General features: G+C 49.8%; 1 protein-coding gene. It reads left to right on the forward strand.

Annotation, left to right across the window (positions count from 1 at the left end):
• Positions 1–2: 2 nt before the first annotated feature.
• On the forward strand, positions 3–534 hold a 532-nt coding region (locus R7Z50_RS30705), incomplete at its 3' end, for an alpha-L-glutamate ligase-like protein (RefSeq protein ID WP_318150179.1).

Genomic DNA, 534 nt, shown 5'->3' on the forward strand with positions numbered 1-534 from the left:
ACATTGGTCGCTATAACGATCGCTCTAAATACCCATTGGTGGATGACAAGCTAAAAACCAAGATCATCGCTCAAGCTGCAGGGGCAACCGTCCCTGCCCTTATCGGCGTGATTCACAACCAAGCAGAAGTAAAAACCATCCACAACATGGTGAAAGACTGGCCGGGTTTTGTGATTAAGCCAGCTCAAGGCAGCGGTGGTAAAGGTATTTTGGTGGTGACATCGCATAAAGACGGTGTGTACACCAAACCTTCTGGTGCGACAATCAACAAAGAAGAAGTGGAACGCCACATCAGTAATGCACTGGCAGGGCTGTTCTCGCTCGGCGGTAAGAACGATGTTGCCGTGGTTGAGAACTTGATTAAGTTTGATGACTGCTTTGATGGTTTCAGCTACGAAGGTGTGCCAGACGTACGCATCATCGTATTTAAAGGCTACCCTGTTATGGCAATGATGCGCTGTTCTACGGCGGCGTCGGACGGTAAAGCAAACCTTCACCAAGGCGCTGTGGGCGTGGGCATTGATATCGCCACAG

This window comes from Vibrio sp. 1249-1, assembly GCF_033340495.1.